The organism is Ruegeria sp. CJ3, from assembly GCF_056536725.1.
Map to the genome: position 1 here is coordinate 476,627 of NZ_JBQFQE010000002.1, position 26,748 is coordinate 503,374.

Here is a 26,748-nt window from a genome sequence, read left to right on the forward strand (position 1 = left end):
ATGAAAGCGAATACAGGACTACAATATCAAGCAAGGCCTTGGGACGACTCTGTGGGAAAGCTGTGGATAAGTACGTAAACCTGATCAAACTGTCGGTCGGCTCGGAAAGCGTCGAAACGCTGCTGGCCTGGCAAGACAGCCGCAGGCCGCTGTATGAGGACGGCTGCCCGCGCCACGTCACCCGGATGTGGCCCAAGCGCGAGGCCGAGATTCTGAATGGCGGATCAATTTATTGGGTGATCAAGGGTGTCGTGCAATGCCGCCAGCGCATCCTGCGGCTGGACGAAGTGCGTGGCGAGGACGGCATCCGCCGCTGCGCCATCGTGCTGGACCCCGAAGTGCATCGCACCCAAACCGCCTTGAAACGCCCGTTCCAAGGCTGGCGCTATCTGAAACCCGAGGATACCCCCGCCGATCTGCCCAAGGGTCGCGCGCAAGACGATGCCCTGCCCGACGACCTGAACCGCGCGCTGGCGGAAATCGGAGTGCTCTAGGCGGCCCCCAGCCGATCCATGATCTCGGACAGAACCGCCTTGTCTGCGGCCTCATAACCTGCCACCCGGCTGCGCCACAGCGTCGCCTGCGAGCGCAGGATCAGCCCGTCTGAAAGCGGCCTCAGGTGGTTGGCGCGCAGGGTTTCCCCGGTCGAGGTGATGTCGGCAATCGCCTCGGCGGTTTCGTTCACCACCGTGCCTTCGGTCGCGCCCTGACTGTCGACCAGCGTGTAGTCGGCGACCCCGGCATCGGTCAGAAACTCGCGCACCAGCCGGTGATATTTGGTGGCAATCCGCAGCCGATGCCCATGGGTCCGGCGAAACGCCGCCGCGGTCGCATCCAGATCGCCCAGCGTTTCCACATCGACCCAACAGGCCGGGGTGGCGATAATAAGATCGGCCTGCCCGATCCCCAGTTCGGCAATGCTTTCCACCTGCTGTTCCCAACGGGGCAGTTTTTCATGGACCAGATCAATGCCGGTAACGCCCAGATGAATGCGCCCGGCTGCCAGTTCGCGCGGGATTTCCCCCGCCGATAGCAGGATCAGCGAGACCCCGTCGATCCCCTCGACCTTGCCCGCATATTCCCGGTCCGAGCCGCTGCGCGACAGGGTGATGCCGCGCTTGGCGAACCATCCAAAGGTCTTCTCCATCAACCGGCCCTTCGAGGGCACGCCGAGTTTCAGGCTCATCGCGCGCCCTCCTCAATCTCCAGCATCAGGTCGGGGCGGATCACGCCGCCGACGGCGGGGATTTCGGCCCCCTCCCCCAACTGCCGTGTCAGCGCATCATAGCGCCCACCGGTGGCGATGGGCGGCAAATCGGGGCGGCGTTCAGCATAGAAGCCAAAGACGAAGCCATCGTAGTACTCCATCGAGGTACGGCCATACGAGGCTTCGAAATCCAGCCCCGCCGTATCGACCCCGCGCGCCTGCAACGCGGCGATCCGCGCCTCAAGCCGGTCGAGCGCCGGGTTGATCTGCGGCAGGTCCACCGCGATATCCCGCAGATGTTCCAGCGCGAAGGGCATCGTCTCACGCACCGTTAGCAGCGACTCCAGCCCGGCCATCTCGGTATCCGAAATCGGCGGCGTCTCGCGGTCTTCGCGCAGGATCGCAATCCGTTCCTCGATCTCAGCAGCCCGGCGTTTGCCGATCATCGGCGCGTCAAACGCCATCGGATCATCGGCATCCAGCAGCGCGGTGCGGCTGGCCGGGTCCGCGACGCGCCCGGCAAAGCGGTCCAGCAAAACGCGGAACCGGCGCGGACGCCAGAGATGCCGCATCAGCGCCTCTTTGCGCCGGTCGGACGTGCGCAAGCCTTGAATGGCTGCGGTCAGAATACCGATATCCCCGGTCGCTGCGCGCAGCGGCAGGCCGCGCAGTTGCAGGGCAAATAGCGAGAACACCTCGGCATCCGCCCCGGCCGGATCGTCACGATCGAACACCTCGTATCCGACCTGAACATATTCGTTGGACCGGTCCGGATCATGCTCCTGCCGCCGGAAGACCTCGCCCGAATAGGTATAGCGCGCCGGCTCAGCCCCTTCGTGCATGTGCATCTGCACTACGGGCAGGGTGAAGTCGGGGCGCAGCATCTGCTCGCCCCGTAGCGCATCCGAGGTGACGTAGGCGCGCGCGCGGATATCCTCGCCATAGAGATCCAGCAGAGTGCCTGCGGGTTGCAGCAGCGGCGTATCGACCACCTGCCCCCCTGCGGCTTCGAACCGGACGCGCATCATCGCGGCGCGGGCCTGTATCTGGGAACGGTTGGGCATCGCTCAGTCCTGACTGTCCAGAATTTCGCGCACTTTGGCGACCAGATCACCGCGCGGCACTTCGAACTGGCTGGGGCGTTCTTTCCATTCCTCAAGCGTGGCGCTTTCGGCGATCTTTGCGCCAAGGATGAGGTCCTTGATTTGCACGATCCCGTTGGCCCTTTCATCGCCGCCTTCGATCACCGCAATGGGTGAGTTCCGCTTGTCCGCATATTTCAGCTGATTGCCGAAGTTCTTGGGGTTGCCCAGATAAACCTCAGCCCGGATACCCGCGTTGCGCAGTTCGGCAACCATGGCCTGATAGTCGGCCATCCGGTCGCGGTCCATGACCGTCACGACGACAGGACCCGTCGTCTGCGCGGTGATCCGGCCCTTCTCACGCAAGGCGGCCAGCAGGCGGTCCACGCCGATTGAGATACCGGTTGCGGGCACTTCCTGCCCGGTGAAGCGTTTGACCAAATCGTCATAGCGACCGCCGCCCGAGACCGACCCGAATTGCCGCTTGCGGCCTTTTTCGTCGAAAATCTCAAAGGTCAGTTCGGCCTCATAAACCGGGCCGGTGTAGTAGCCGAGGCCTCGGACGACCGATGGGTCAATCTCGATCCGGTCCGCGCCATAGCCGCCTGCATCCAACAGCGCACCGATCTGTTCCAACTCGGCAATCCCGTCCGCGCCAATCTTGCTGTCGCCAACCGCAGCACGCAGATTGGCCAGAGTCCCGGCGGTATCAGCGGCCTTCGAGGTCAGGAAAGCAATCACCGGCTCTGCCTGATCGTCGCTCAGACCCACCCCGTCGATAAACGCACCCGAGGCATCCAGCCGGCCCTTGGTCAGCAGCTCGCGCACACCGGCCTCGCCCACCTTGTCGAACTTGTCGATGGTGCGCAGGACATTGTCGCGGGCAGCGAGGTCTTCGCCCAGCCCCATCGCCTCAAGCACGCCGTTCAGAACCTTGCGGTTGTTGACTCGCACCAGATAGTCGCCGCGCGGGATGCCAACAGTCTCCAGCGTGTCCGACAGCATCGCGCAAATCTCTGCATCCGCAGCCATCGATGCCGTGCCCACCGTATCCGCATCGCATTGATAAAACTGACGATACCGCCCCGGCCCCGGCTTTTCGTTCCGCCAGACCGGACCCATCGCATAGCGGCGATAGGGCGTTGGCAGGTCGTTGCGGTGCTGCGCATAGACGCGGGCCAGAGGCGCGGTCAGGTCATAGCGCAGGGCCATCCAGTCGCCGTTGCCGCCTTCGTCAAATTCCTGCCACGCAAAGACGCCTTCGTTCGGGCGATCCACGTCAGGCAGGAACTTGCCCAGCGCTTCGACGGTTTCAACCGCGCTGCTTTCCAAAGCGTCGAACCCATAGTGATGATAGACACCCGCAATCGTCCGCAGCATCTCTGTGCGCTGCGAGACTTCCTGGCCGAAATAGTCGCGGAACCCTTTCGGCGTGACGGCCTTGGGGCGGGGCTGTTTCTTGGGCTTGGCCATGTGGGGCGTCCTTGGGGCTTAGTGTTCCGCGCGCGGTCTATCCCATGGCCCGCATCGGGGCAAGCGCGGCGCGCGGTTTCTCTGGTCATAGGGGCACTTGGCCGCTATGACCGGCGCAAGCACAGGAGCCCCCGAATGCAGCATCTGGAAGAACAGATCGCCCACCTGACCCGCACCGTCGACGAGTTGAACACGATCGTCACCCGGCAACAGGACGAGATCGACCGCCTGACCCGCCGCGTTGAAATGCTGTTCCTGCGCGAAGCAGAACGCGCGCAGGAAGGATCAGGCGGAATCGTCTACGGCGACGAACGCCCGCCGCATTACTGAACACCATCAGCCTGTCACGTCAGGCTAAGGATCTTGCGATGTTCCAAACCGGTCATTGACCAGTCCATTTTGCCACGCGCACGGGCTGCAAACCCGTCCAGAGCATCGCCGAGTTGATCATCGAACCAAAGCGCCAGCGCCGTGCGCGGCAGCATGGCCTTGTTGTGCTGTGATGCGGTAACGAAGGTGCCCCCTTTGCCATCCGGTTCCAGCGTCACATCAAACTCACCATCCGTCAGACGCCGGTTCTTCGCGTTTATGTTGCCTGAAAAGCGATAGTGGTAGTGGTTCGGCGCCTCGCTTTCCAGCACGGTATGACGCTGTTGCTGGAAAATGGACGGCCCCATCAGGTATGAGATATCGAAACTGTCCGGCTCATCAGGGACCGGCCGGGCGTCATGCAATATCTGTTCCCAATTCGCCTCGGGGCCGCACTCAGCAAGCGCAAAGGCGGGCCAGACCTCATCAATCGGTCGCCGGACGCGTACGCGACGCCTGGACTTCCAGTCCAGACGAAAGCGTAGCCCGTCGAGTACGGTGCCGTAAGTGATGGCGATGAACGTCAGCAGCAACACAAGCATTATGATGCCCGAAGAAGCAGCAGGCAGGTTGAATTGCTCAACCAAATGCTCTGCAGGCTTGAGGGTGCCGTTCAGCAAAAGCCAGAATGATACCAGTTCAACCATCATGCGAAAACGTCGGAAGATCAGAACAAACAGCGCAAGACCTGCAAACACCAGGCCGCTGACCAGCAAAGCAGTCAGACCAAGCGCCAGCCACGTGATGAGCGGACCCGAGACCGCAATCATCTCGGCAAACTGTCCTTCAAATTGCTCCCAACCCTCTGCGATGCCACTCAGCATCAGGAAAACCGTGCCAAACAGCAATCGGCGGCGTTGTCGGTAAATCAGTCGAAACATGCTTTGCATACTTAAGTAGTCGTTCTCAAAGCAGTTTATCGTTCAGGATGTTGTCCGGAATAAGACAGCCCCGGCCTTCTCGGAAATACTCAGGCCGGGGGAAGGCAGCTTCAACGGGCTGCGCGATCACAACCCCAGCGTCGATTTGACTGCGTTGTCGACCACACCGCCCAAAAGGGCATTCTTGTCCGCAGCGCAGCCCTCGGATAGCGCAGCTATGAAGGTCTCGCGCAGTTGGGCTTTTTCTTCGTCCGTGGTCGCATGATCTTCGATATTGATCTGGCGATTATACAGGGACAGAGCCGTCATTTTTTCAACAACGGCCACCACAAAGGCTTCGTCGCCATCCGCTTCTTCAGCGATCGACGCGCAGGTATAGTGCATTACGGGCAAGGCATCCTGAACCATCTGTTCGGCTGCATCATCTGCGAATGCGGCGACCGGCAGGATCAAAGAAAGGCCTGCCAATGCTGTTTTCCTCATCATCTTCATCGCGCTCACTTCCAGTTATGTCCGATGATTGCCCCGGCCACCCCACCGACAGCTGCGCCCTTCCCGTCTCCGATCAAAGCGCCGACGCCGGCACCGACCAACGCGCCCGTAACGGTCTTTTTCTTCTTGTCGTCCGCATGAACCGCCGTGGTCAGCACCAGCATACAAGTTGCAGCGACCGTCAGCGTCTTGAAAACAATACCTGAATTCGTCATTTCGGGACCCTCCTGTGAAATGACCTGAGAGGTTGTACTTTCAGCCTAGCCGGGCACACCGCTTGTGGCAACAAAGCGGTGGCGAGTCAGATTTCCTCGACCGACATCACGCCATCCAGCGATTTGATCGCACCCTTGATCTGCGGATTGATGGGGAAGTCCCGGCCAAGATCCATCTCGACGTCGCCGGGCAGCGCAGGGTCCAACAGACACAGATGGATCGGCCCCTTGCCCGAGCCTTTGGCCGCCGCGCCCGCATCCTCGAGCACCTTGGCAACAGTCGGCAAGACCTCTGGCTGATCTAGATAGATGCGCAGACCCGTCGCTCCGGCCTCGGCCACAACCGCGTCGACCGGACCGACCGAGCGCCCCAACAGCTTGAGCTGATCTGCCTCCATCGTCGCCTCGGCGGTCAGAACCACCTGCGCTCCGGTTTCCAGAAACTCGCGCGATTTTTCCAGCGTTTCCGAGAACAGCGTGACCTCATACGCACCGGTCGGGTCAGACAATTGCGCAAAGGCAAAGCGGTTGCCCCGGGCCGATTTGCGTTCCTGCCGCCCGGCGACGACGCCCGCCATTTTGGCGATTAGCGGTCCTGAACGTGCCTTTTCCGTCACCTCATCCAGCGTCAGAACCTTTTTGCGCTTGAGCGCGGGCATGTAATCGTCCAGCGGGTGGCCGGACAGATAGAAACCGATGGCCTTGAATTCCTCGCTCAGCCGTTCCGCTGGCAACCAGTCGGGGCTCGGCGACAGGCGCGGTTCAGGCAGGTCGTCGCCCGCCTCGCCGAACAGCGAAACCTGGTTCGAGTTGCGTTGTTCGTGAATCGCGCCCGAATAGCCCACCAGCGCATCAAGGCTTTCAAACACCCGACGGCGGTTTCCGTCCAACTGATCAAAGGCCCCCGAACGCGCCAGCATCTCGAGCGGGCGCTTACCGACCTTCTTGAGGTCAACCCGGCGGGCAAAGTCATAGAGGTTGACGAACGGTTTGCCCGCTCGCCCCTCGACGACCAAATTCATCGCTTCGACGCCCACGTTTTTCAACGCGCCCAGCGCATAGACCAGTTCACCGTTCACCACATCGAAGGTTGACTGCGATCGGTTCACGCAGGGCGGTACATAGGGCAGTTCCAACCCTTTGCGGACCTCTTCGAAGTAGACGGCCAGCTTGTCGGTCAGGTGGATATCGCAGTTCATGACACCGGCCATGAACTCGACCGGATGGTTCGCCTTCAGCCAACCGGTCTGATAGCTGACCACCGCATAGGCCGCCGCATGGGATTTGTTGAAGCCGTAGTTGGCGAACTTGTCCAGAAGGTTCCAGACCTCGGTCGCCTTGGCCTCATCCACATCGTTCTCGGCGGCGCCCTTCAGGAATTTGGGCCGCTCGGCATCCATCGCCTCTTGAATCTTCTTACCCATCGCGCGGCGCAGCAGGTCCGCGCCCCCAAGGCTATAGCCCGCCATTTCCTGCGCGATCTGCATCACCTGTTCCTGATAGACGATGATGCCTTGCGTCTCGTCAAGAATATGGTCGATGGACGGGTGCAGCGTATCGCGTTCGCTGAGCTTGTTCTTGACCTCGCAGAACTTGGGGATGTTCTCCATCGGGCCGGGTCGATACAGCGCGACGAGGGCAATAATATCCTCGATACAGTCAGGTTTCATCCGCTTGAGCGCATCCATCATGCCCGAGGATTCCACCTGGAACACCGCAACCGTCTTGGCCGCCGAATAGAGTTTATAAGTCGCCTCATCGTCCAGCGGGATAGCGTTGATCTCGTTCACGGCGCCTTCGGCGGGTTCATAAAGCTCGGTGCCGTCCGGTGCGATGTGAAGGTCGCGTCCGGATTTGAAGATCAAATCCATCGCGTTCTGGATCACGGTCAGCGTCTTCAGGCCCAGAAAGTCGAACTTGACCAACCCGGCCTGTTCCACCCATTTCATGTTGAACTGGGTCGCGGGCATGTCGGATCGCGGGTCCTGATAGATCGGCACCAGCGCATCCAGAGGCCGATCCCCGATCACCACCCCTGCCGCGTGGGTCGAGGCATTGCGCAACAAGCCTTCGACCTGTCGGCCATAGGTGAGCAGCCGGTCGACCACCTCCTCGTTGCGGGCTTCTTCGCGCAGACGAGGTTCGTCTTTCAGCGCCTTTTCAATAGAGACGGGCTTGACCCCCTCAACCGGGATCATCTTGGACAGCCGATCCACCTGCCCGTATGGCATCTGCAGCACCCGCCCGATATCGCGCACGGCGGCCTTCGAAAGCAACGCGCCAAAGGTGATGATCTGCCCCACCTTGTCGCGCCCATATTTCTGCTGCACGTAGCGGATCACCTCTTCCCTGCGATCCATGCAGAAGTCGATATCAAAGTCGGGCATAGAGACCCGCTCGGGGTTCAGGAAGCGTTCGAACAGCAGCGAATAGCGCAGCGGGTCAAGGTCGGTGATCGTCAGCGCATAAGCCACCAGCGAGCCCGCACCCGAGCCCCGCCCTGGCCCCACTGGGATATCCTCGTCCTTGGCCCATTGGATAAAGTCTGCAACGATCAGGAAGTAGCCGGGAAACCCCATGCCCTCGATGATGCCCAGCTCGAAATCCAGCCGTTCCTGATACTCCTCAGGTGTCACTGCATGGGGGATCACTGCGAGGCGTTTTTGCAGGCCTTCATTGGCGATTCGACGCAGTTCCGCGACCTCATCATCGGCAAATTTTGGCAGAATTGGATCGCGGCGATAGGCCATGAAAGCGCAGCGGTGCGCGATTTCGACCGTATTCTCCACAGCCTCAGGCAAGTCAGCGAACAGAGTGACCATTTCCTGCTGCGACTTGAAATAATGCTGTGCGGTCAGACGGCGGCGGCCCTCCTGTTGGTCGACATAAGCCCCCTCGGCAATACAAATCAGCGCATCATGCGCCTCATACATATCCGAAGTCGGGAAATAGACGTCATTGGTGGCGACCAGAGGCAGGTTCTTGGCATACGCCATCTCGACATGCCCACGCTCGGTCAGGCGTTCGGCCTCGGGCTGACCATCCTCGCCGGGGTGACGCTGCAACTCGATATACAGACGATCCGGGAACATCCCAGCCAGCCGATCCACCAGAGCCTCGGCCGCCGGGCGCTGCCCCTGCTGCAGCAACATCCCCACCGGCCCTTCCGGCCCGCCGGTCAGGCAGATCAAACCGTCGGACCTCTCGGCCAGCTCATCCAACGTGACCTGCGGCAACTGCCCGCCCTTGTCCACGTAAAGACAGGTGCTCAGCTTCATCAGGTTCTCATACCCGGCCTCGGACTGCGCCAGCAGTACCAGCGGCGCGGGCGCCTTGGCCTTTTCTCCCGGCTGCGCCTGCACAAACGCCAAATCAACCTGACAGCCCATGATCGGCTGAATACCCGCACCACTGGCGGTCACGGAAAACTCCAACGCCGAGAACATCGAATTGGTGTCCGTCACCGCAACGGCAGGCATCTCGGCCTTCTCGCACAGACCCGGCAGCTTCTTCAGCCGCACAGCGCCTTCCAGCAGAGAATATTCGGTGTGAACGCGGAGGTGAATGAATCGAGGGGTACTGCTCATACCCCTACGCTATCCCAGCCAGAGGCGCTGCAAAAGCGTGAACCGACGCTTTGGGATGCTCAAAAAATCAGCTCTGATTATTCGGCTTTTCCAGAAGGTGCTTCGGAAAGCGACAGACCCGAAAGACAAAAAATACTTTAGTTTCAGACGACTGAATGTCAGACATGCGCGACATTTCATCGCTTGCGCGGTGTAATGGTGCATTCCGCAGGCAGTTTTTCTTGCCAGATCGGCTGCGCTGTTTCTAACATCAACCGGCAAGCAATTCGCCCGCCACTCTTTCTACGTCGCATCGAAGGAGGGCCCAACGGGCACAACAGGGTAACGCGACGGGTTTCTCGAATGAACATCACGTTTCTTCTGAACGGAGAGACAGTGGAACTGGCGGATGTCGATCCGACAGCAACCCTGCTGGATTGGCTGCGCGAGGATCGCGGCCTGACCGGCACCAAGGAAGGCTGCAACGAAGGCGATTGCGGGGCCTGCACGGTCATGGTCACCGAAGACGGCACGGCCAAAGCCTTGAATTCCTGCATCCTCTTCCTGCCGCAACTGCACGGTAAAGCGGTCCGCACGGTCGAAGGAGCCAGCGGCCCCGATCAAGAACCACATCCGGTGCAACAGGCGATGGTCGATCTGCACGGCTCACAATGCGGCTTCTGCACACCGGGCTTTATCATGTCGATGGTTGCGGGCCACGCCAATGGCGCAACCGACCATGACAACCAGCTTGCAGGCAACCTGTGCCGCTGCACCGGCTACGCCCCGATCATCCGCGCCGCCAAAGCCGCCGAACCCCACCCGGTCCCTGAATGGGTGACCAACGACCAATCCTTCTCTTGTTCAAAAATACCTCGGGGGGAGGCCGAAGGCCGGGGGGCAGAGCCCCCCTTTCTGCCCGAAACCGCCGACGAACTGGCCGCGCTTTATACGCAACACCCCGACGCCACTCTGATTGCCGGAGCGACGGACGTGGGGCTCTGGGTCACCAAACAACTGCGCGACCTCGACCCGGTGATTTTCCTTAGCCGCTGCGATGACCTCAAGGACATCACGATCACCGACAAAGAAATCCGCTTTGGAGCGATGGTCGACATGAACCGCATGGGCGCAGCGTTAGCGGACCACCACCCCTCCTACGCCGAGATGATCCGCCGCTATGCCAGCGTTCAGGTCCGCCACGCGGCCACCGTGGGCGGCAATATCGCCAATGGCTCACCGATCGGAGACAACCCGCCCGCCCTGATCGCGTTGGGCGCAACCCTGCATCTGCGCAAGGGCGACGAACGGCGACAGATTCCGTTGGAGAAGTTCTTCGTCGACTACGGCAAACAGGACCGCGCGCCAGGTGAATTCGTCGAGGCCGTCAGCTTTCCGCGCCAACCCGACCGACTGAGGGTCTACAAGCTCAGCAAACGGTTCGATCAGGATATCTCGGCCGTCTGCGGCTGTTTCAATATCACCGTTTCGGGCAGCACCGTCACACAGGCGCGCATCGCGTTTGGCGGCATGGCGGGCATTCCGAAACGGGCAAGCCACGTAGAGGCCGCACTGACTGGCAAACCCTGGACGCGCGAGACAATCGACGCCGCGCTGCCTGCCTTTGCCAAGGATTACTCACCACTCACGGACATGCGCGCCTCGGCCACCTACCGTCTGGAAACTGCCAAGGCGATGCTGAAACGCTATTTCCTTGAAGATCAGGGCGACGTGACCAACGTGCTGGAGGTGTTGGCATGAGCGTGTCCAAACCCCTCCCCCACGACGCGGCCCCACTGCATGTCTCCGGCTCTGCGCGGTACGTGGATGACATTCCGACCCCGAAAGGATCGCTGCATCTCGCCTTCGGCCTCAGCCCGATTGCCAAGGGCAGGATCACCGCGATGGACCTGTCAGCGGTCAAATCTGCCGACGGTGTTGTCATGGTGATAACAGCAGACGACCTGCCCTTTGCCAATGACGTTTCCCCGTCCATTCATGACGAACCCCTACTGTCGGACGGCACGGTCCACTATATCGGCCAGCCGGTGTTTCTGGTTGTCGCCACCAGCCATCTGGCCGCCCGCAAGGCAGCGCGACTAGGCAAGATCGACTACGCCGAAGAAACCCCGATCCTGACCGTCGAAGACGCTCTGGCCGCCGATAGCCGGTTCGAAGACGGCCCGCGCATCTACGCCAAAGGCGATGCCGACGCAGCCATTGCCGGCGCGCCGCATGTGATCGAAGGCACATTCGAGCTAGGCGGGCAGGAACATTTCTATCTGGAAGGTCAGGCCGCTCTGGCCGTGCCGAATGAGGGCGCGGATATGCTGGTGCATTCCTCGACCCAGCATCCGACTGAGATTCAACACAAGGTGGCGGATGCCCTGGGCGTTCCAATGCACGCCGTTCGCGTCGAGACCCGCCGCATGGGTGGCGGATTTGGCGGCAAGGAAAGTCAGGGCAACGCATTGGCTGTTGCCTGTGCCGTGGCGGCTCGCGCGACTGGCAAAGCCTGCAAGATGCGCTATGACCGCGATGATGACATGATCATCACCGGCAAGCGCCATGCGTTCCGGATTTCCTACAAGGCCGGGTTCGATGAGAACGGGCATATTCAGGGTGTTTCCTTCTTGCACCACGCGATTTGCGGCTGGGCGCAGGACCTGTCTCTGCCCGTCGCCGACCGCGCGATGCTGCATTCGGACAACGCCTACCTTCTGCCCAATGCGCGGATCGAGAGCCACCGGCTGAAGACCAACACCCAATCCGCCACCGCCTATCGCGGGTTCGGCGGCCCTCAGGGCATGGTCGGGATCGAGCGGGTGATGGACCACGCCGCGCATGCGTTGGGGCTGGACCCGGTCGAACTGCGCCGACGCAACTACTATGAGCCCGCTCACAAGACTGCTGAGGCTGCACCGGCGGAGAAACCATTAGGTCATCCCGACCCACATGAAGACCTGACAAGCCGCGGCGCAGTTGAGATGGGCGACGCGCCCGTGCGCCCTTTGCCCACAGGCGGCAACACCACGCCCTACGGTATGGAGGTCAGCGATTTTGAGCTGCACGGCATGACCGAAGCGCTACTGAAGACCAGCGACTATGCCGCGCGGAAAGCCGCCATCGCGAAATGGAATGCCGAGAACAGCGTGATCAAAAAGGGCATCGCTTTCTCTCCGGTCAAATTCGGGATTTCCTTTACGCTGACCCACCTGAACCAGGCGGGCGCGCTGGTGCATGTATACCAAGACGGTTCAGTCCACCTGAACCATGGCGGTACCGAGATGGGACAGGGCCTGTTCCAGAAGGTCGCCCAAGTCGCGGCCTCGCGGTTCGGCATCCCATTGGAGATGGTCAAGATCACCGCCACCGACACTGCCAAAGTGCCGAACACGTCGGCCACGGCGGCGTCCTCGGGCAGTGACCTGAACGGGATGGCGGTAAAGGCCGCCTGTGACACGATCCGAGGCCGGATGGCCGACTATCTGGCCGAACGGCATCAGGCCGATCCATCGGCGGTCACATTCGCGGACGGCCAGGTTTCAATTGGTGAAGCGCGCTATACCTTCGCCGAAGCCGCCGCGTTGGCCTATCAGGGCCGTGTCAGCCTGTCAGCAACCGGGTTCTACAAGACCCCCAAAATCGAATGGGACCGGATCGCAGGCCGAGGCCGTCCGTTCTTCTACTTCGCCTATGGCGCATCCGTCACCGAAGTGGCGATCGACACTCTGACCGGCGAAAACCGCATCCTGCGCACCGACATCCTGCATGATGCAGGCGCATCGCTGAACCCGGCACTGGATATTGGGCAGGTCGAAGGTGGCTATGTGCAAGGTGCGGGCTGGCTGACGACCGAAGAACTGGTTTGGGATGGCCAGGGCAATCTGCGCACGCACGCGCCCTCGACCTACAAAATCCCCGCCTGCTCGGACCGGCCTGACATCTTCAACGTCGCGCTTTGGGATGGCCAGAACCGCGAGGACACGATCTATCGCTCAAAAGCGGTGGGTGAGCCGCCCTTTATGCTGGGTATTTCGGCCTGGCTGGCTCTGTCGAATGCAGTTGCCGCCTGCGGCTCCGCCTACCCTGCGCTGGACGCGCCTGCGACGGCTGAAGAGGTCTGGCGCGGTGTCCAACGGATGAAGGGAGACATCTGATGGGATTTGACGTGGAGGCTTTGAGGGAGGCGGTCAAAACCCACGGACGCGTGGTCCGCGTTGTCATCGCCGGAATCAAAGGCTCGTCCCCGCGAGAGGTGGGCGCTGCAATGCTGGTCTGGCCCGAAGGCCAGAGCGGCACCATCGGCGGCGGTACGCTGGAGTATCAAGCAGCCGAAGCCGCGATGTCCCAAGCGACCCCGGCGCGCCTGACCCATCACGCGCTTGGTCCGGATATGGGCCAATGCTGCGGCGGCGCTGTATCGCTGCTGAGCGAGGCCTATGACTGGGACACCGTCAACGCGCTAGACAACACTGTGATCGCGCGCGCTCCGTCCGGCGGAGACATGCCCCTGTCGGTCAAACGGCTGCTGGCGTCGGCGCGCAGTCAGGGCATCGCGCCCGAGCCGCAACTGGTCGACGGTTGGATGATCGAGCCAGTCCACAAACCGACCCGCGACCTATGGATTTGGGGCGCAGGCCACGTCGGTCGTGCCTTGGTCGATGTTCTGGCACCGCTGCCTGATCTCGCAATCACATGGGTCGATACGAGCTCTGAGCGTTTTCCCGATACTGTCCCCACCGGAGTGACCGTTGTTCCAACGGCCAGACCTACTGAATTGGTGCGCCATGCGCCGACGGATGCCGAGCATCTTGTGCTGACTTATTCGCACACTCTGGATCTGGAGCTGTGCAACCGGCTGCTTTCGCATGATTTTCGCTTTGCGGGACTGATCGGCTCGGCTACGAAATGGGCGCGATTCCGGTCGCGGCTTGCGGCCCTGGGACACTCTCCCGAGCGGATCAGCCGGATTACCTGCCCGATCGGCGATCCGGGCCTGGGCAAACACCCGCAAATGATCGCCGTCGGCGTCGCCGCGCAGCTCCTGCGCCCGGCCCGGCAGACAACGTTGAAGAAGGACCTGAGCGCGTGACCACTCCACTTTTGAGCCTTCAAGGGCTGACCAAAGCCTATCCCGGCGTCGTGGCCAATGATCAGGTGTCTTTTGACATCGGCGAAGGCGAGGTTCACGCCTTGTTGGGCGAAAACGGCGCTGGGAAGTCCACGCTGGTCAAGATGATCTATGGTCTGGTGAAACCCGACAGCGGCACGATGCTGCTGCGCGGGCAGCCTTTTGCCCCACCTGAACCCCGCGCGGCGCGTGGCGACGGGATTGCGATGGTATTTCAGCATTTCTCGCTGTTCGATGCGTTGAACGTCGCCGAGAACATCGCGCTGGGGATGGAAAACCCGCCTCCTATGGGCGATCTTGCCTCGCGTATCCGGGAAGTGTCAGAAACCTATGGCCTGCCGCTGGACCCCTATCGCACGGTTGGCGATCTGTCTGCCGGAGAGCGGCAGCGGGTCGAGATCATTCGCTGCCTGCTGCAGGACCCGAAGCTGTTGATCATGGATGAGCCAACGAGCGTGCTGACGCCTCAGGAGGTCGATATCCTTTTCGAAACGCTGAACAAATTGCGCTCCGAGGGCACGTCGATCCTGTATATTTCGCACAAGCTGGAAGAAATCCGCACGCTTTGCGATCACGCCACGATCCTGCGGTTGGGCAAAAATGTAGGCGAGTGCGTTCCGGCTGAGACCTCGGCGCGGGATATGGCCGAGATGATGGTGGGATCGAGTCTGCAGACACCTGAGCGTTCGGGCCGTGAGTTCGGTGAGATCGCGCTGGATGTCAGCGGATTGTCGGTGCCCTCGCCATCCGAGTTTGGGACGGCCCTGAAGAACGTCCATATGACGGTCCGCAAGGGAGAGGTGCTGGGCATCGGTGGCGTCGCCGGGAATGGGCAGGACGAACTGCTGGGTGTTTTGTCGGGGGAAATCACGACAGCCGCCGACGCCATCAAATTCCAGGGGCAGCCGATTGGCAAACTCGGACCGACCGCGCGCCGCAAGCTGGGCGTTCTGACTGCGCCCGAAGAACGATTGGGCCACGCTGCAGCGCCGGATATGAGCCTGACCGAAAATGCCTTCTTGACCGGGTCGGTCCGGGAAGGGCTGGAGAGCAACGGCTTCCTCAAATGGGCCGAAACCAAGAGTTTTGCTGAGAAGATCATCAGCGTTTTTGACGTCCGGACGCCGGGACCCGAGAACGCAGCGCGCTCGTTATCGGGCGGGAACCTGCAGAAATTCGTGATCGGTCGCGAGGTGTTGCAAAACCCCGATGTTCTGGTGGTGAACCAGCCGACCTGGGGGGTGGATGCCGCCGCCGCGGCCTCGATCCGGCAGGCTATTCTGGATCTGGCGGCCAAGGGGACAGCAGTCATCTGCATTTCGCAGGACCTCGATGAGTTGATGGAAATCTCGGACAGTTTCGCAGCCCTGAATGAAGGGCGGCTGAGCGCACCACGCGAGACCACCGGTCTGACAGTGGACGAGATCGGCCTGATGATGGGTGGCGCCCATGGCATGGAGGTTGCGCATGTTTGAGCAGTCGCGTCGCCTTCGGCGAGAGTATTTGAAAAAAGATGAAGTCGGGCGGGGGATGCGTAGATGATTGTGTTGGAGAAACGGCCTCAGCCGTCGAAGGCGTGGTCATATGCGACCCCTTTGGTGGCGGTGATTGCCACGATGGTGTTTGGTGGCATTCTGTTCGCCATTCTGGGTAAGAACCCGGTCGAGGCCATTGGCACCATCTTCTGGGAACCCTTGTTCGGCGAGTTCGCGTTCTATTACCGCCCGCAACTGCTGGTCAAAGGCGCGCCTTTGGTGCTGATTGCAATCGGCCTGTCGCTGGGCTTTCGCGCAGGCATTTGGAACATCGGGGCCGAGGGGCAATACATCATGGGCGCCATCTTTGGTGCCGGTGCCGGCTTGGCCTTTTACCCTCTGGACGCCTGGTACATCTTTCCGATCATGGTGATTGCCGGGGCCTTTGGAGGTTGGCTGTGGGCAATGATCCCCGCCTTCCTGAAGGTGCGGTTCGGAACCAACGAAATCCTCGTGTCCCTGATGCTGGTCTATGTGGCCGAGCAGATGCTGGCCTCGGTTTCGCTGGGGTTGCTGAAAAACCCCGAAGGCTTTGGCTTTCCCGGCTCGCGCAACCTGCAGTCCTACGACAGCGCGCATAATGCCGAGTTGATTGCAGGGTCTGGGATGCATTGGGGTGTCGTGACGGCTCTGATCGCGGTGATCTTTGCCTATGTCCTGCTGAACCGGCATATGCTGGGTTTTCACATCCGCCTGACAGGCGAAGCGCCCCGCGCGGCCAAGTTCGCAGGTGTGAACCCGGCCCGACTGATCCTATTCTGTCTTGGCCTGTCCGGCGCTCTGGCCGGTCTGGCGGGGATGTTCGAGGTCTCGGGGCCTTCGGGCGTGGTCAGCATCGACTTTAACGTGGGCTACGGCTTTACCGCGATCATCGTGGCCTTCCTTGGCCGCCTTCATCCGGTGGGCATCCTGTTGGCCGGTGGTCTGATGGCGCTGACGTATATTGGCGGGGAAATCGCGCAGTCTCAGCTGGGTCTGCCTGCCGCCGCCATTCAGGTGTTTCAGGGGATGCTTTTGTTCTTCCTGCTGGCCTTTGATCTTCTGACAAACTACCGCATCCGTGCGGCCCGTAGCGAGGTAGCGTGATATGGACCTTGGTGAAATCAATCCCGTCCTTCTGGTCGCCTCGCTGATGGTGGCCGCAACCCCCCTGCTGCTGGCTGCGATCGGAGAGCTGGTCGTCGAAAAGGCAGGCGTTCTGAACCTCGGCGTTGAGGGGATGATGATCGTGGGCGCAATCAGCGGTTTTGCGATCTCAGTCGAGACCGGCTCACCCTGGCTGGGCTTTATTGCGGCGGCGATCGGCGGCGCAGTTCTGTCGCTGCTGTTTGTGCTGTTGACGCAAGTCGCATTGGCCAATCAGGTAGCAAGCGGGCTTGCGCTGACCTTGTTTGGCCTCGGCTTCAGCGCCTTGATGGGGCAGAGCTATGTTGGGGTTAAGCCGCCCAGCATGGGGGACATCCATATCCCGGTGATCAGCGGCATTCCGGTGATCGGTCCCATCCTGTTCCAGCATGACCCGATCCTCTATGTCGGTATCGCACTGACGGCGGCGGTCTGGGCGACGCTGAAATACACCCGCGTCGGTCTGGTCCTGCGGGCGGTCGGGGAAAATCACGACGCGGCGCACGCGCTTGGGTACAAAGTCATCAAGATCCGCATCATGGCGATCCTGTTTGGCGGCGCCTGCGCGGGCCTGGGTGGCGCTTACATCAGCCTGATCCGCGTGCCCCAATGGACCGAGGGCATGACCGCCGGTGTCGGCTGGATTGCACTTGCGCTGGTGGTGTTCGCCAGCTGGAAACCATGGCGTGCCTTGCTGGGGGCCTATTTGTTCGGCGGCATCACCGTTCTGCAGCTCAATTTGCAGGCAGCAGGCGTTGCTATCCCGGTCGAGTATCTGGCAATGTCGCCCTACATCATCACGATCCTTGTGCTTGTGATCCTTTCGGCCGACAAGAGCAGCGCACCTGCCGCATTGGGCCGGACCTTCCATGCCTCGCACTAGGGGCCAACTGTACCAAATTGGGGAGTAACACATGAAATTCACTACACTTCTGGCAAGCGCCGCCATGGCGCTGGGTCTGGCCTCGGGGGCCATGGCCCAAGACAAGACCAAGGTCGGGTTCGTCTATGTTGGCCCGGTGGGCGACGGCGGCTGGACCTATGAGCACAACAAGGGCCGTCTGGCCGTCGAGGAAGAGTTCGGTGACAAGGTTGAAACCGTCTTTGTCGAATCCGTGCCCGAGGGCCCGGACGCTGAACGCGTGATGACTCAGATGGCGCTGGAAGGCGCGGACCTGATCTTTACCACCTCGTTCGGCTATATGGATCCCACCATCAACGTGGCCAAGAAATTCCCGAACGTGAAGTTCGAACACGCGACCGGGTACAAGACCGCCGACAACGTCTCGGTCTATTCCGCGCGTTTCTACGAAGGTCGCGCCGTTCAGGGTCACATTGCGGGCAAGATGACGGAATCGAACATCATCGGTTATATCGGGTCCTACCCGATCCCCGAAGTGATCCGTGGCATCAACTCGGCCTATATCCACGCCAAGAAGGTGAACCCGGATGTCGAGTTCAAGATCGTTTGGGCCTACACTTGGTTTGATCCGGCGAAAGAGGCTGACGCCGCCACCGTGCTGATCGAACAGGGCGCGGACGTGATCCTGCAGCACACCGACTCGACCGCGCCGCAGGCGGCCGCGCAAGAGGCGGGTAATGTCGTCACCTTCGGTCAGGCGTCTGACATGAGCGAATACGCGCCCTTCCCGCGCGTCAGCTCGATCATCGACAACTGGGCGCCCTACTATATCGCGCGTACTCAGGCCGTCATGGACGGTACATGGGAAACCGTGAACACCTGGGACGGCATCCGCGAAGGCATGGTTGAGATCGGCGAGATTTCCGACCGCGTTCCGGCGGAGGTCAAGGAAGAGGCGCTGGCCATGAAGGCCGCCATGGCCGCGGGTGAGTACCACCCCTTCACCGGCCCGCTGAAAAAGCAGGACGGCAGCGACTGGCTGGCCGAGGGCGAAACCGCCGATGACGGTACGCTGGCGGGCATGAACTTCTATGTCGAAGGGCTGGAAGGCGAAATCCCGCAGTAAGCGGACCCCCGTTAACCAAGAAGGCCCGCGTCTTACGCGGGCCTTTTTTGTCTTTGCTCCACAGCCGTCAGCGGCAGATCACCAAACAGGCTTCGCTTACTCCGCCTCGGGCGTGTGGCCGTAATACTCGTAGGTCCGCCGCAGAATCTCGGCATGCAGCCGGATGATATCCGCCCCGTCCTGTTCCGTCCGAAACTGACCGCTTTCGTCCAGGCTGGCGATCGAGATCACGCCCGACATAAACTCGATCCCCGCCTTGTTGATGGGGCACAGCATCATCGCACCGTCCCCCTGTATCTCACCATGTCCGCCTGACTTGACCGTGCCGGGACCGGGCAGCCCGCCATATCCGCCCGTCAGACCAACCGCTGCAAAGCCCGCCGGAGCAATCGGCACGGTGACCCCGGCGCTCGACTTGGCCTGATACCGGATCACATATGCCGCCTTCGCCTGCAGAGCGTTCAGGTTCAGATGCCTAAAATTCGTCGATGCCAGCTGCAAAGGATAGTCCAGCTGCGTGTCGACAAAGGCGATGGCACCGGCCAGACCAGCCTGATCCAGCTCATCAACATATTCCGTCGCAACCTCGCGGATCGCGCGGTGCATGGACTTCTGAAGCTTCGGATCGGTCACAACCTGATTCCACTGTGCGACCTGCGCGTTTGCCGCGCCCATCCCCGCCACCTGCAGCGTCATCACGGCGGTCATCAGAACCGCCAGCCGATTTACAATTCCCATTGCCTCTGCTCTCCCTGTGATTGCGCGCCGGTTTGTCCGGCGCGCTACAGGACAGACTATGAGTGCAATCAAGCGCCGCGTAAATCCTGCGGCGCATTAAGAATTGCAGGATCAGTGGCCGCTCAGCACCAGCGTATTCACCGGCATCAGGATCAACCGCAGGCGTAGCCCTGCCGCATGAACCACGCCAATCGTGTCGACCACATGCAGGAACGCACCTTCCCAGAACCCCAGATCCTCATGCTCCAGCCGTTCATGGTTGTCGGTATAGACATTGGCCAGACAGTTACTGCCGGGCGGCAGATCGTCGGTCGTGTTCTTGTAGAGCGGTTCCAGATACACAAGGATCGAACCCGGAGTAGTGTTGTTCTGAACATCCCGCAGATCGTCCGAAGGCCGGAATTGACCCGAAGGGATCACGTCCTGCACTTCGACTACAACAACCGGGATTACGGTGAAGGGTTTGGTCATGCAGCCCAGCTCGCCAATCATACCCGGCTTGATGACCTGTGCGGACAGTTGGTTGAAAGCGGCCTGAAACCGGTCGCGGCCCAGGTTTGAGGGCACCAGAATGCCGGCTGGGCGCAGCAGCGGGCTGACATAGTCACCGACCTGCAGGCCGAATTGTTCAATCCGGCCAGTCACACCGGCATTGATCACCGTCTTATCCAACTCGGTCAGAGCCGCATCCAGCTGTGCGTTTGCGCTGGCCAATTGCGCCGGGATCAGTTCTTCGATCTGCTGGACGACAGCGGCCCGCTGCGACTGAGCTGCAACCACCTGCGCCTCACGTTCCTCCACAAGGTTCTCAAGCCGTTCGATCTCGGCCAGGCGCACCGCGCTGGATCCTTCTTCGCGCAGGGTGGTGTTGCGTTCCAGATCCTCCAACGCCTGATCCAGAGACGCCCGCGCGCCTGCGATCCCGGCATCAGCTTCGGCCAGATCGGTCTCGGCCACTTTCAACGAGGCCTGAACCTGCGCGATCTGCGCATGGGCGGCCTCGACCTGTGCCGTCTGACTGAAATCCTCGATCCGAAAGATCGGCTGCCCGGCGGTCACCTGCTCATTGTTGCGCACATAGACCTCGGACACGCGCCCACCCAGTTGCGGCAGGATCGTGACGGTCCGGAAATAAGACGCCGCGGTCGAGCTGGACGGGTGGAAATAGAACAGCGTGGTAATCACCGTCAGCGCCAGAATGGCGCAGGTCGTCAGACCCCAGCGCAGTTCGTACCACATGGTGAACAGCGTGATCTCATGCCCGATCCGCTTGCCTTGCACAAAGCGGCGGAACAGATAGTCGGGAAGCACCGTAATCAGGGCGCACAGCATCGTCTCAATCATGGTTCAGTGCCCCTGTGCCGCTGTTTCGGTGGGTTCGACCTCGGGCTCCGGTTCGGGCACGGGATCAGCCTCGCGCCCCGGGGCCAGCGATCGGATCGCGTCGGCAATCGACCGCAGCGGAGCGGCAAAATCGGGGAACTGGAAGCCCGCGACCAGAACGGCAGCGACCCAGAAAATGCCGTTATGGGTGAACAGCGCCAACAGGGCCAGAATGCCAACCAGCTGAAACTGCGGATGATTGGTCTCGTGCGCCATCTTTTCCGGAATGGAATGCAGCGTGAAATAGGCGACCCCGATCAGCACCACCATACCGACGGTGAAAACCAGCATGAAGGTGAACAGAAAATCGCTGCCATCTGCCTGCACGATGTAGGACGGGATATGGCCCGTAGCCATGGGGTGAAGGTCTGCCGTATCCACGTCTGTCTCCGAATCCGTTGTTATCAGCACTAAAAGCAGGCCACTGGCTTGCGATCAAGGTCCCATTACCTTCTGCTTGAGGCTTTTCGCACGGGCCTCCTCATGCAATGGTCGGTCGGTGACGCAAATTCAGACATCCACGCCCTCATGCCCGGAGGCCAGACACCAGCGATGATCGACTTTCTTGTTATCGGCGGCGGTATTGCCGGGCTGAGCACAGGCGCACGCCTGTCCGCGCACGGCACAGTTACGGTGCTAGAGGCCGAAGACGCGCTCGGATACCACAGCTCGGGCCGCTCTGCTGCGATGTTCGAACAAGGCTATGGGCCGCCTTCGGTTGTCGCGCTCAACAAGGCCAGCGCGGCTTTCTTTGAAACGGGCGGCTACCTATCGGCCCGCGGTCTGATGCTGATCGGCGCGACCAATCAGGCAGAGCAGTTCCGACAGGACGTCGCCGCGCTTGGGGTACATCAGATCTCTCTCGACGAGGCCCGGCAGCGGGTGCCTATTTTGAAGCCTGAGGCTTTGGGCTTTGCGGCACTGAGCGAAGCGGCCTACGACATCGATACGGATCGGGTTCTGCAAGGGTTCGCCCGTCAGATCCGGCATAGCGGAGGGACTATCCTGACCCGCCAAAGGGTCAGAACCATCCGGAAATCCGGCCACTGGGTGGTCGAAGCGACCGAGGTTTTCGAGGCCCGGCATGTGGTCAACGCGGCGGGCGCTTGGGTGGACGAGATCGCGCGGATGGCCGGAATACCCCCCATCGGGATCGTACCCCGCCGCCGGTCGATGGCGCGTATCCCCGCGCCCGGGGGGCACGATCTGCGCGCCTGGCCCATGATGCTGGGTGTCGGAGAAAGCTGGTACGCAAAGCCGGACGCGGGAAAGCTGCTTGTCTCACCTGCCGAGGCGGACCCGACAACGCCCCATGACGCCTATGCCGACGATCTGGTTCTGGCCGAGGGTGTGGCCCGGTACGAAGAGATGGTGACCGAACCAGTGACCCGGGTCGAGGCGAACTGGGCCGGCCTGCGCAGTTTCGCCCCCGATGGCACGCTGGTGCTGGGGCCTGATCCGACCGATCGATCCTTTATCTGGTCCGCCGCACAAGGTGGCTACGGCTTCCAGACCGCCCCTGCCGCGGCACAGCTGGTCTCGGACCTCGTGACGGGTACAGCCCCGGATATCGACCCCCACAGCGTTGCTGCGCTGGCGCCTAAAAGGTTACGCACATGAACAACCGCAAGCTTCCATCAAATGCCAGCGTCGCAACCGAAGGCGAAGACGGCAAACTGATCGCGCCCGCTGCCAGCCGCAATTCGGCCGTCCTCTGCGACCTTCTGGCCCGTGTCGCGCCCCGGTCGGGCAACGCCCTTGAACTGGCCAGTGGCACCGGGCAGCACATTCAAGCCTTCGCGCAACAGCTGCCCGATCTGCACTGGCAGCCCAGCGAAATCACCGATGAGCGCCGCGCCAGCATCAGCGCCTACACCCAAGCGCTGCCGAATGTCGCAGCGGTCACGCATCTGGATGCCACCGCAACGGGCTGGCACACCGATTTTGGCGAGAAGGACCTGATTGTGCTGATCAACCTACTGCACCTCATCAGTTGGTCAGAGGTCCAAACTTTGGTCCACGAGGCCGCGTTGACGCTGAACCCCGATGGGCGGCTGGTGCTGTATGGCCCCTTCATGCGCGCGGGACAGCTGACAAGTGACGGAGACCAACGGTTCCATGATGCGCTGATCCAACAGGACCCCGAAATCGGCTACAAAGACGACGCCGACATGCGCGCGCTGCTGCAGAATAACGACCTTGAATTGATCGAGATCGCCGAGATGCCGGCGAATAATCTGGCCTTTGTTGCAAAACGACCCTCCACCTGATCGAGATCAAGGTCGCTCCCCGCCTTCCTCATTCATATGCGATTAATGATATGTATTGAGAAGGACACTTCCATGACCTGGCAGGACACTTTGACCAAGACCCGCAAGGGTCTCCGTAACCTCAACGGCGCAATCCCGGACGCCACGCGCGCCTTTGGCGCACTAGGCAAATCCGTCAAGGAAGGCGGTACGCTGGACTACAAGACCAAGGAATACATCGCATTGGGCATGTCTATCGCCATCCGGTGCGAACCCTGCATCACGCTGCATACCGAAGCGCTGGTCAAGGCCGGAGCAACCCGGGAAGAGGTCTCAGATGTGCTGGCCATGGCCATCCAGATGGGCGGAGGCCCGTCGATGATGTATGCCGCCAAGGCGCTGGAGTGTTTCGACGAACTGAGCGTTTGAAACCGGAAAAGCCTGCTCACGCAGGCTTGCCTCCGGCGGAAGTATTTTTGAACAGAAGAAGGAACGGTTTCTTAACCCTTCTCGGCGCAGAATGGCATTGCGGTACAGGCGGAAGCGCCGATGGCCGTAACAGGAGAAGGCCCCCTTGCCAAAAGCAAGGGGGCTGGATCTTTTGACCAGCCCCCGCTTCTTCTGTTCAAAAATACTTCCGCCGGAGGCATGTGCCGCCACGGGCGGTGCATTTCTTGCGCACCGCCCGCAACCTATCGGAGGTTAACCGTCCTTGCGGATGGTTTCGTTCTTCGGGTCGTAGGGGCTGTCGCAGGTCACGACCGCATCCCACAGCTTGTCCTGAATCTTGACGTTCAGCTTGGTGCCCTCAACGGCCAGTTCGGGCGTTACATAACCCATGCCGATGGATTTTTCGAACGCCACCGAGTAGCCGCCCGAGGTCAGACGACCAACGCGCTGACCTTCGGGCGTGTAGAGCGCCTCGCGGCCCCACGGGTCGGCATCGTCCGGCCCGTCGATCAGCAGGGTGCAGCACTTGAAGCGCACACCTGTCTCTTCCAGCTTGGCCTTGCCGTAGAAGTCTTTCGACAGGTCGACAAAACGCGGCAAGTCGGCTTCCAGCGGGGTCGCGTCGCGGCCCAGTTCGGTGCCGAATGCGCGATAGGATTTCTCCTGACGCAGCCAGTTCTGAGCGCGGGCGCCGACCAGTTTCATATCGTGCTTCTCACCAGCTTTTTCCAGCAGGTCGAACAGGTAGTTCTGCATCTCGATCGGGTGATGCAGTTCCCAGCCCAGCTCACCAGTGTAAGCCACACGGATTGCGTTGACCGGGCACATGCCCAGTTCGATCTGACGGGCCGACAGCCACGGGAAGCGCTTGTTGGAAAGTGCGGTTTCCGGATCGGCGTCCTTGATGACTTCTTTCAGAACGCCGCGCGACTTGGGCCCGGCGATGGCGAAGACGCCCCACTGAGTGGTCACGTCCTGGATTTCGATGTAACCGAACTCCTCCATCTTGTCTTCGGCCGCCTTGCGCAGGTAGTCGGCGTCATACTCGGTCCAGGCACCGGCAGAGACGATGTAGTAATTATTCTCGCCATTGCGGACGATGGTGTATTCGGTGCGGGTGGTGCCGTGCGAGGTCAGCGCGTAGGTCAGGTTGATACGACCGACCTTGGGCAGCTTGTTGCAGGTGAACCAATCCAGGAACTGGGTCGCACCGGGGCCTTTGACGACATGCTTGGTAAAGGCCGACGCGTCGATCAGGCCAACGCCTTCGCGGATCGCTTTGGCTTCTTCGACGGCGTACTGCCACCAGCCGCCACGGCGGAACGAGCGGGCGTCATGGTCGAAGTTCTCAGGTGCGTCGACCGGGCCAAAGTAGTTGGGACGTTCCCAACCGTTGACCCAACCAAATTGCGCGCCACGCGCTTTCTGGCGGTCATAGGCCGGAACGGTCCGCAGCGGACGGCAAGCTGCGCGCTCTTCGTCGGGGTGGTGCAGAATATAGACGTGCTCGTAGCACTCTTCGTTCTTGCGGGCCGCGAATTCGGTGGTCAGCCAGTTGGACGAATACCGCTTGGGGTCCAGCGAGGCCATGTCGATCTCGGCTTCGCCATCGACCATCATCTGAGCCAGATAATAGCCGGTGCCGCCCGCGGCGGTGATGCCGAACGAGAAGCCCTCGGCCAGCCACATATTGCGCAGACCCGGAGCCGGACCAACCAGCGGGTTGCCGTCGGGGGTATAGCAGATCGGGCCGTTGAAATCGTCCTTCAGGCCGGATTCAGCGCAGGACGGCACGCGTTCCGCCATGGCCATGTACTGATCGGCAATACGATCCAGATCCAGCGGGAACAGGTCAGCGCGGAAGCTGTCCGGCACGCCATGTTCGAACTGCGCAGGAGCGCCATGTTCGTAGATGCCCAGAATCCAGCCGCCGCGTTCCTCGCGGGCGTAGGATTCGTTGTCTGCATCCCGCACAACGGGGTGTTCGGGGTTGCCCGCTTCGCGCCATTTGACCAGCTCGGGGTCTTTGTCCATGACAATGAACGTATGCTCGACCGGGATCGCGGGCATCTTGATGCCCAGCATTTTCGCGGTGCGCTGCGCATGGTTGCCCGATGCGGTCACGACATGCTCGGCGGTGATCACCACCTGCTCTTCTGATGGGACGAGGTTGCCGCCTTTTTCGACCATCTTGGTGCAGGTGACTTCCCAGTGGGTGCCGTTCCAGTGGAAGGCGTCGGCCTGCATCTTGCGAACGATATCCACACCGCGCTGACGGGCACCCTTGGCCATCGCCTGAGTCACGTCGGCCGGGTTAATGTAACCATCCTCGGTGTGATAGATCGCGCCTTTCAGGTCCGAGGTCTCGATCAGCGGCCAACGTTCCTTGATCTGCTCGGGGGTCAGCCATTCATACGCAACGTCACAGGTCTCGGCGGTCGACGCATAGAGCATGTATTCGTCCATACGCTCTTGCGTCTGCGCCATGCGCAGGTTGCCGACGACGGCGAAGCCTGCGTTCAGGCCAGTCTCTTCCTCAAGCTGCTTGTAGAAATCGACCGAGTACTTATGGATGTGGGTCGTCGCATAGGACATATTGAACAGCGGCAGCAGGCCAGCTGCGTGCCAGGTCGATCCCGAGGTCAGCTCATCGCGTTCGATCAGCATCACATCGTCCCAGCCTGCCTTGGCCAGGTGATAGGCAATCGAGGTGCCGACGGCGCCACCGCCAACGACCAGTGCTTTGACTTGGGTTTTCATAGCCGGGTGTCTCCCCCTTGAATTCAGTTGACACCATATGGCGCATTTGCGGCCCCGGGCGCGACATTCATCCGACCAGTGATATAAAAAAAACGACCCGC

The 26,748-nt window shown here is 61.1% G+C and carries 23 protein-coding genes; 12 read left to right on the forward strand and 11 right to left on the reverse strand.

Features of this window, described 5'->3' with window-relative positions:
- The first annotated feature begins 62 nt into the window (after window positions 1-62).
- A complete protein-coding gene (locus ACR0J1_RS05510; protein ID WP_480731233.1) occupies window positions 63-494 on the forward strand; it encodes a DUF1489 family protein in 432 nt (143 codons plus the stop codon).
- Here the strand turns inward: ACR0J1_RS05510 and hisG are convergent.
- From hisG to hisS, 3 genes are read right to left on the reverse strand one after another with little or no spacing between them, the layout of a single operon-like run.
- Window positions 491-1,186, reverse strand: a complete 696-nt coding sequence (hisG, locus tag ACR0J1_RS05515; RefSeq protein ID WP_480731235.1) for an ATP phosphoribosyltransferase — start codon at window positions 1,184-1,186, stop codon at window positions 491-493. The genes ACR0J1_RS05510 and hisG overlap by 4 nt on opposite strands.
- Entirely contained in the window at window positions 1,183-2,271 is a 1,089-nt protein-coding gene (locus tag ACR0J1_RS05520; RefSeq protein ID WP_480731237.1) for an ATP phosphoribosyltransferase regulatory subunit, read from the reverse strand. Before ACR0J1_RS05520 ends, hisG begins: the two co-directional genes overlap by 4 nt.
- Window positions 2,272-2,274: 3 nt before the next feature.
- A complete protein-coding gene (hisS, locus tag ACR0J1_RS05525; RefSeq protein WP_480731238.1) occupies window positions 2,275-3,762 on the reverse strand; it encodes a histidine--tRNA ligase in 1,488 nt (495 codons plus the stop codon).
- Window positions 3,763-3,897: 135 nt separating this feature from the next.
- Between hisS and ACR0J1_RS05530 the strand changes: the two genes are divergently transcribed.
- Entirely contained in the window at window positions 3,898-4,092 is a 195-nt protein-coding gene (locus ACR0J1_RS05530) for a SlyX family protein (protein WP_480731240.1), read from the forward strand.
- Between the two features lie 14 nt (window positions 4,093-4,106).
- On the opposite strand, the gene ACR0J1_RS05535 is transcribed toward ACR0J1_RS05530, so the two are convergent.
- The 4 genes from ACR0J1_RS05535 to dnaE all read right to left on the reverse strand — a co-directional run bounded on the left by ACR0J1_RS05535 (window position 4,107) and on the right by dnaE (window position 9,306).
- Complete coding sequence (locus ACR0J1_RS05535) at window positions 4,107-5,012, reverse strand: hypothetical protein (protein WP_480731242.1); 906 nt, start codon at window positions 5,010-5,012, stop codon at window positions 4,107-4,109.
- 126 nt (window positions 5,013-5,138) lie between these two features.
- Window positions 5,139-5,480: a hypothetical protein gene (locus tag ACR0J1_RS05540; protein WP_480731244.1), complete on the reverse strand. Its 342-nt coding sequence runs from the start codon at window positions 5,478-5,480 to the stop codon at window positions 5,139-5,141.
- A 29-nt stretch (window positions 5,481-5,509) separates the two neighbouring features.
- Window positions 5,510-5,719, reverse strand: a complete 210-nt coding sequence (locus ACR0J1_RS05545; protein WP_480731246.1) for a YMGG-like glycine zipper-containing protein — start codon at window positions 5,717-5,719, stop codon at window positions 5,510-5,512.
- 86 nt (window positions 5,720-5,805) lie between these two features.
- The gene (gene dnaE / locus ACR0J1_RS05550; protein WP_480731248.1) at window positions 5,806-9,306 is read right to left on the reverse strand and encodes a DNA polymerase III subunit alpha; all 3,501 of its coding nucleotides are present in this window, start codon (window positions 9,304-9,306) and stop codon (window positions 5,806-5,808) included.
- A gap of 342 nt (window positions 9,307-9,648) precedes the next feature.
- Here dnaE and xdhA point away from each other — a divergent pair, with 342 nt between their 5' ends.
- From xdhA to ACR0J1_RS05585, 7 genes are all read left to right on the forward strand, one after another.
- Window positions 9,649-11,046, forward strand: coding sequence for a xanthine dehydrogenase small subunit (gene xdhA, locus ACR0J1_RS05555; protein WP_480731250.1), 1,398 nt, complete (start codon window positions 9,649-9,651; stop codon window positions 11,044-11,046).
- Entirely contained in the window at window positions 11,043-13,445 is a 2,403-nt protein-coding gene (gene xdhB / locus ACR0J1_RS05560) for a xanthine dehydrogenase molybdopterin binding subunit (protein ID WP_480731251.1), read from the forward strand. The genes xdhA and xdhB overlap by 4 nt, the downstream gene beginning before the upstream one ends.
- Window positions 13,445-14,380, forward strand: coding sequence for a xanthine dehydrogenase accessory protein XdhC (gene xdhC / locus ACR0J1_RS05565; RefSeq protein WP_480731253.1), 936 nt, complete (start codon window positions 13,445-13,447; stop codon window positions 14,378-14,380). Before xdhB ends, xdhC begins: the two co-directional genes overlap by 1 nt.
- Window positions 14,377-15,894 (forward strand): ABC transporter ATP-binding protein, encoded by a 1,518-nt coding sequence (locus ACR0J1_RS05570; protein WP_480731255.1) that lies wholly within the window; start codon window positions 14,377-14,379, stop codon window positions 15,892-15,894. Before xdhC ends, ACR0J1_RS05570 begins: the two co-directional genes overlap by 4 nt.
- Window positions 15,895-15,957: 63 nt before the next feature.
- Window positions 15,958-17,040 carry an ABC transporter permease gene (locus ACR0J1_RS05575; RefSeq protein ID WP_480731257.1) on the forward strand — a complete coding sequence of 361 codons (1,083 nt, stop codon included), beginning with the start codon at window positions 15,958-15,960 and terminating at the stop codon, window positions 17,038-17,040.
- 1 nt (window position 17,041) lies between these two features.
- Window positions 17,042-17,962 (forward strand): ABC transporter permease, encoded by a 921-nt coding sequence (locus ACR0J1_RS05580; protein ID WP_480731259.1) that lies wholly within the window; start codon window positions 17,042-17,044, stop codon window positions 17,960-17,962.
- Window positions 17,963-17,993: 31 nt separating this feature from the next.
- Window positions 17,994-19,067, forward strand: coding sequence for a BMP family ABC transporter substrate-binding protein (locus tag ACR0J1_RS05585; RefSeq protein WP_480731261.1), 1,074 nt, complete (start codon window positions 17,994-17,996; stop codon window positions 19,065-19,067).
- A gap of 96 nt (window positions 19,068-19,163) precedes the next feature.
- Here ACR0J1_RS05585 and ACR0J1_RS05590 read toward each other — a convergent pair whose 3' ends face one another.
- The 3 genes from ACR0J1_RS05590 to ACR0J1_RS05600 form a co-directional block, all read right to left on the reverse strand.
- On the reverse strand, window positions 19,164-19,805 hold the full coding sequence (locus ACR0J1_RS05590) for a hypothetical protein (protein WP_480731262.1): 642 nt from the start codon (window positions 19,803-19,805) through the stop codon (window positions 19,164-19,166).
- 111 nt (window positions 19,806-19,916) lie between these two features.
- Window positions 19,917-21,149: an HlyD family secretion protein gene (locus tag ACR0J1_RS05595; RefSeq protein WP_480731263.1), complete on the reverse strand. Its 1,233-nt coding sequence runs from the start codon at window positions 21,147-21,149 to the stop codon at window positions 19,917-19,919.
- A 3-nt stretch (window positions 21,150-21,152) separates the two neighbouring features.
- The gene (locus ACR0J1_RS05600; protein WP_480731265.1) at window positions 21,153-21,569 is read right to left on the reverse strand and encodes a hypothetical protein; all 417 of its coding nucleotides are present in this window, start codon (window positions 21,567-21,569) and stop codon (window positions 21,153-21,155) included.
- Between the two features lie 171 nt (window positions 21,570-21,740).
- Between ACR0J1_RS05600 and ACR0J1_RS05605 the strand changes: the two genes are divergently transcribed.
- The 3 genes from ACR0J1_RS05605 to ACR0J1_RS05615 all read left to right on the forward strand — a co-directional run bounded on the left by ACR0J1_RS05605 (window position 21,741) and on the right by ACR0J1_RS05615 (window position 23,866).
- Entirely contained in the window at window positions 21,741-22,808 is a 1,068-nt protein-coding gene (locus tag ACR0J1_RS05605) for an NAD(P)/FAD-dependent oxidoreductase (protein WP_480731267.1), read from the forward strand.
- Window positions 22,805-23,458: a DUF938 domain-containing protein gene (locus tag ACR0J1_RS05610; protein ID WP_480731269.1), complete on the forward strand. Its 654-nt coding sequence runs from the start codon at window positions 22,805-22,807 to the stop codon at window positions 23,456-23,458. The genes ACR0J1_RS05605 and ACR0J1_RS05610 overlap by 4 nt, the downstream gene beginning before the upstream one ends.
- Before the next feature lie 72 nt (window positions 23,459-23,530).
- Window positions 23,531-23,866: a carboxymuconolactone decarboxylase family protein gene (locus tag ACR0J1_RS05615; RefSeq protein ID WP_480731271.1), complete on the forward strand. Its 336-nt coding sequence runs from the start codon at window positions 23,531-23,533 to the stop codon at window positions 23,864-23,866.
- Between the two features lie 273 nt (window positions 23,867-24,139).
- Here ACR0J1_RS05615 and ACR0J1_RS05620 read toward each other — a convergent pair whose 3' ends face one another.
- The gene (locus ACR0J1_RS05620; protein ID WP_480731273.1) at window positions 24,140-26,647 is read right to left on the reverse strand and encodes a GcvT family protein; all 2,508 of its coding nucleotides are present in this window, start codon (window positions 26,645-26,647) and stop codon (window positions 24,140-24,142) included.
- Window positions 26,648-26,748 lie beyond the last annotated feature (101 nt).